Source organism: Haladaptatus sp. W1, from assembly GCF_001723155.1.
Taxonomy (GTDB): Archaea; Halobacteriota; Halobacteria; order Halobacteriales; family Haladaptataceae; genus Haladaptatus; species Haladaptatus paucihalophilus.
The window spans coordinates 1-4,651 of record NZ_MEIH01000190.1 but is presented as its reverse complement, the minus strand read 5'-3'; the positions used below and the strand labels follow the sequence as shown (position 1 = coordinate 4,651).

Sequence of the window (4,651 nt, the reverse complement as noted above, 5' to 3'; positions counted from 1 at the left end):
CACGCGGGACGAATCGGTGATTTCGGCCTTCTTCGACCCGATTTCGAACCCGGAGGCGTGCGTATTTCGTGCTCCCCGTCGTCCGTCCATCGGGAGAGAACCATGACACAGCAATCTACCGGCCACGTCTCGCGGGTCACGCATTTCGCGCTGATAGTCGCGGACCAGGAGGCGGCCCTCGACTTCTACACCGAAACGCTCGGCTTCGAGAAGAAGGAGGACAGCGAGATGGGCGAAGACAGGTGGCTCACCGTCGCCCCCGCGGGACGGGAGGGCGTCCACATCATCCTCCGGTCCCCGGAGTGGTTCGACGGTCGGGACGCCGACAGATACGAGGAGTTGGTCGGCCACAACCCGATGATCGGCTTGGAGGTGGACGACTGTCACGCGACGTACGCCGACTTGCGCGAGCGCGGCGTCGAGTTCGCGTCCGAACCGCAGGAACGCGAGTACGGCGTCGAAGTCATCGCGTTCGACCCGGAGGGCAACGAACTCCTCTTCGTCGAACCGGCGCGCGCGTGACGGCTCTCACCCCGTTACGCTCGACCCGACGTACAGCACGACGACGAGGAATATCCACACCGCGTCCACGAAGTGCCAGTACATCGAGACCGTGCTGATCGACGTATCCCGTTCCGAGTCGTACTGGCCGCGAACCGCCCGACCGAGGACGACGAACAGCAAAACCACGCCGAGCGTGACGTGCAGACCGTGCAAGCCGGTCAGTCCGTAGAAAGCGCTCCCGAACAGCCCCGAGGTCAGGGTGAACCCCTCGCGGACGATGAAGTCGTAGTACTCGTACGCCTGCCCCGCGACGAACCCCACCCCGAGGACGACGGTGACGCCGAGGAGCGCGAGAAACCGCTTTTGCTTCCCCTTCCGGAGCGCGATGTGCGAGTAGTGGAGGGTGAAACTGCTCAGCACGAGGACGGTCGTGTTGACGAGCAGGAGCGATGTCAGCACGTCGGGCAGTTCCGCGGGCGGCCACGTGCCGACGCGGACGAAGAAGTAGTAGGTGAACACCGCGCCGAACGTGGCGATGTCGGTCAGCAGGAACGACACCATCGTCGCCTCGTAGGAGTACTTCTTCTCCGTGCTCGTCCCGTGTTGCCAGTAGTCGCGGAGGTAGGCCTGGTCGAGCCATCCGCCCAATCCGGTGACGAGCACGACGAAGCCGAGGAGCGCGAGAACGACCCCGGCGATTCCGGGGAACACGTCGGAGACGCTGCCCAGTATCGTCAACCCGAGTCCGAGGTACATGGTCGCCGCACCGCCCGCAGCGATGATGGGCCATCGACTTCGGTGATGCGCCGATTCGTGTTCGTCCGCGGACGCCTCGGTCGCCACTGGGTCGGCCATAGCCGATAGAGACACACCGTGGAACGGCAAAAATTCGACGGCGACGCTACAGCAGGTGTGCGCCGGAAAACGAGACGGTCGTCCGGTTCGGGAGCACGTCCTCGACGCCCACCGCGAAGACGGTTTCGCCGAGCATCGCCATGCTCGCCGCGCCGCCCGCCGTCTCCACGTCGGCCACGGTGTCCCGAACCGTGTCCGTGGGGAGTTCTATCTCCCGTGCGAACGACCACGCGTCCCGCGTGAGGCGTTCCAAGGATGGCTCGCGCGGCAGCGAATCGAGCGTCTTCCCGCCGACGCGTCCGATTCGCGCCATCAGGTCCGGATTACCCAGCGTCTCGCTGGTCGCCATCCCGCCGAACGAGACGTACTCGATGGCGTCGGTTGGTTCCCAGCGGCGGCGACCCGACCCGTCGTTCATCAGCGCGCCGCCCGCCGTCTGGATGAACACGTCGCCCAGCCCAGTTCCGGCGTTCACCTCGGCGACGTGCGAGGCGTGTACGAGGTCCTCCCGCGAGCGTCCGAGTTCGAACTCCGCGTTCGCCGCGAGCGCGGTTGCGAGCGTGGCCGCGCCGCTCGCGCCGAAGCCACACCCGATGGGAATGTCGTGTTCGAGTTCCACGCGGGCGGTGCATCCCAACTCGTCGAGCACGCCGGAAACGGGTTCGAAGTCGGTTTCCTCGCCGTCGAGCAGTATCTGGGTTTCGTCCGCCGCCCGCACCGACGCGACGACCCCATCCTCGATAGCCATGCTCGCGCCTCTCGACTCGTCGCCCGACTCGGCCGGTGCGAACACCGCCGTCACGCTTCCCGGAGCGAACGCTCTCATACTCGTCTCAAGGCGAAAACGGCCCTTCAATCTCCCGTCTGCGGAATGCGGCGCCGGAAACGGTCACGCGAGCGAGCGGATTAGAGTGTGTCTAAACTCCGGGGCGGTCACATCCCCCCGTCGTCGAATTCGAGGGTGACGTCGAGGAGGTCGGAGAGAACGTCCGGGAACGAGACGACTTCCACTCGCTCTTCGTCGTCGGGGAGGTGAACGATTCCGGCGGCGACGAGCCGCGGAATGTCGGTGTGGTGGAGTTCGGTGTAGATGTGGACGTGTTCCTGCCCCGAGAGGGGTTCGTCCCGGTCGGCGTCCATCCACCCCGCCACGTTGTCCGCGAGACGCGTGACCGTGGTCTCGTCGTGCCGCCGGAGGTGGTACAGCGCGTACCGTCTGCGCGGTTCCGTGAGAATCTGCAACAGTGCTCGTAACGAGGTTTCGTCGCCGTCCATGTCTTCGCCTACCGACGCATGCGTTTCCAGCGGGACGTAATAAAATACCGGGAAAGCCCGCGTCGGGCAAAGTTATAGTCCCCGCTCGGAATGGTAGGGTATGGTCGACTTTCTGCCCTCCACCGTCGATTCCGTCGCGGACGAGGACCGCGACCCGCGAGTCGTCGGCGTCGACAGCGAGGACGCGGACGCGCTGGTCGCCGCCCTCTCCTCGCAGACCGGACGCGATATCCTCGCGGCTCTGTACGAGGAACCGGCGACCCCGGCAACCATCGCGGAACGCGTCGAGACGTCGCTCCAGAACGTGCAGTACCACCTCGGAAAGTTGGAAGACGGCAACCTCGTCGAGGTTGCAGACACGGCCTACTCCAGCAAGGGGCGCGAAATGAAGGTGTACGCGCCGACCGCGGAACCGCTCGTCCTCTTCGCCGGGAACGAGTCGGATACCGTCGGACTGAAATCCGCCCTCTCGAACCTGTTCGGCGGCCTCGGCGTCCTCGGGCTGGCGAGCCTCGTCGTCCAGCGACTCGCCACGAACAGACCGATCATCGGACCCATCTTCCAGATGGGGTCGAGCGGCAACGCCGACAGCGGCGAGAAGGTAGCGACGACGACGGCACGAAGCGCCGACGCGGGCGGCAGCGCCGGAAACGCGGCGACGACGACCCGCGCACCCGCCGACGGCGGAACGACCCACGAGGCGGCCCGGACGACGGCGGAAGCCGCGACGACGGTCGCGGACAAGACGACGACCGCGCTGCATGCGAGCACGACCAGCACGACGCGGACCATCGCCGAGAGCGCGTCGGGTTCCGGTATCCCACCCGGAGCGCTCTTTTTCGCCGGTGGCGCGCTGATTCTCGTGCTCGCTTTCTTCGTCTGGTATCGCCGGGAGAAACGGAGCGGGCAACGCTAAGCCTCTCGGGGTCGTCTCTGAGGACGGCCGATGTTCGACCGAAGAACCGTCCACTGGGCCGGGACACGCGCCATCGCGTTCGGAGCGGCGTTGGTCGTCCTCTCGCTTCCGCTCGTCATCATGGGCGTCGCCGACGCTCTTGCCGACGCGGCGTCGATTACGACGGCGATAGACGTGCTGATTCACCTCGCTCCGGTCGAGGCGGTCCACCGAGACTCGTGGACGCCGCTCTCGCTCGGACTTCTGGGCGTCGGAATCGGGTGCTGGTCGCTCGGCGTCGGATTCTTGTTACAGGGCCGAACGGAACGGTAGAAAACCGATGGATAGCGGTGCGGTGGCAAGGAGATGGTGTGGCGCGGGGTGCTGGTTGGTGGTGGATGATGTTCGATATGTTACGACAACGCTGTGTGCGCCACAGTTCGTGGCTGGCACGGGCGATAGAAAAACATCACTAGTTGTACTATATACGACCCAATAGCGGACGGTACCCGCTTCGACGCGTGTCAACACCCGAAATCATTTGTTCCTGCTTCGTTTTCCAAGGGGTATGGACGTATTCGAGCGACTCGAAGCCCTCCTGCAGCAATTCCGTCGAAACGTGGGTGCCGAAACGGTGTACGGAACGCCGATACAGGTCGGCAACCGAACAATCATCCCGATAGCGAAGGTGAGCTACGGGTTCGGCGGCGTCGGCGGTTCGGACGGCAGTCGAATGGGCGGCGGTGCGGGGGCGGCCCCAATCGGCGCGCTCGAAGTGTCGCCCGAAGGGACGCGATTCGTGCGGTTTTCGGAGTCGCGGCGGACGCTCGCGGCGCTCGGTCTCGGTATCGCCATCGGCCTGCTCGTGCGTCGTCGCGTCTGAGAACCCGACCGTCCGGTCAGCGGGAGAGTCCCGTCGCCGGTCGAAAGACGGCGAAGTCGAAGCGGTCTATCTTTCTGAGGCCGACAAACAGGAGGGCGGCTACGACGACCGGAATCCAGTGTTCGAAGTAGAGGTTCATCGCACCCCAGAGGATGACGAAGCTCACCATGTCGTCCAGCATGAACTCACAGGAGTCGAGTCTGTCGCGGAGCGCCCGCCAATCGAATCCGAGTTCGACG

8 protein-coding genes are annotated in these 4,651 nt (G+C 65.1%); 4 read left to right on the top strand and 4 right to left on the bottom strand.

Annotated features, from left to right (window positions below; translation table 11 throughout):
- Positions 1-102: 102 nt before the first annotated feature.
- Positions 103-522 carry a VOC family protein gene (locus tag BG842_RS09500; protein ID WP_018128653.1) on the top strand — a complete coding sequence of 140 codons (420 nt, stop codon included), beginning with the start codon at positions 103-105 and terminating at the stop codon, positions 520-522.
- A 6-nt stretch (positions 523-528) separates the two neighbouring features.
- On the opposite strand, the gene BG842_RS09495 is transcribed toward BG842_RS09500, so the two are convergent.
- The 3 genes from BG842_RS09495 to BG842_RS09485 all read right to left on the bottom strand — a co-directional run bounded on the left by BG842_RS09495 (position 529) and on the right by BG842_RS09485 (position 2,634).
- Positions 529-1,359: a heme-copper oxidase subunit III gene (locus BG842_RS09495; protein ID WP_069450568.1), complete on the bottom strand. Its 831-nt coding sequence runs from the start codon at positions 1,357-1,359 to the stop codon at positions 529-531.
- A gap of 46 nt (positions 1,360-1,405) precedes the next feature.
- Complete coding sequence (locus BG842_RS09490; protein WP_069450567.1) at positions 1,406-2,185, bottom strand: GHMP kinase; 780 nt, start codon at positions 2,183-2,185, stop codon at positions 1,406-1,408.
- 107 nt (positions 2,186-2,292) lie between these two features.
- On the bottom strand, positions 2,293-2,634 hold the full coding sequence (locus tag BG842_RS09485) for a hypothetical protein (RefSeq protein WP_007978567.1): 342 nt from the start codon (positions 2,632-2,634) through the stop codon (positions 2,293-2,295).
- 100 nt (positions 2,635-2,734) lie between these two features.
- Between BG842_RS09485 and BG842_RS09480 the strand changes: the two genes are divergently transcribed.
- From BG842_RS09480 to BG842_RS09470, 3 genes are all read left to right on the top strand, one after another.
- Positions 2,735-3,550 (top strand): winged helix-turn-helix domain-containing protein, encoded by an 816-nt coding sequence (locus tag BG842_RS09480; RefSeq protein ID WP_069450566.1) that lies wholly within the window; start codon positions 2,735-2,737, stop codon positions 3,548-3,550.
- Between the two features lie 30 nt (positions 3,551-3,580).
- Entirely contained in the window at positions 3,581-3,862 is a 282-nt protein-coding gene (locus tag BG842_RS09475) for a hypothetical protein (protein ID WP_069450565.1), read from the top strand.
- Between the two features lie 235 nt (positions 3,863-4,097).
- Entirely contained in the window at positions 4,098-4,412 is a 315-nt protein-coding gene (locus BG842_RS09470; protein ID WP_007978560.1) for a GerW family sporulation protein, read from the top strand.
- 16 nt (positions 4,413-4,428) lie between these two features.
- Here BG842_RS09470 and BG842_RS09465 read toward each other — a convergent pair.
- On the bottom strand, positions 4,429-4,651 hold a 223-nt coding region (locus BG842_RS09465), incomplete at its 5' end, for a carotenoid biosynthesis protein (RefSeq protein ID WP_139136081.1).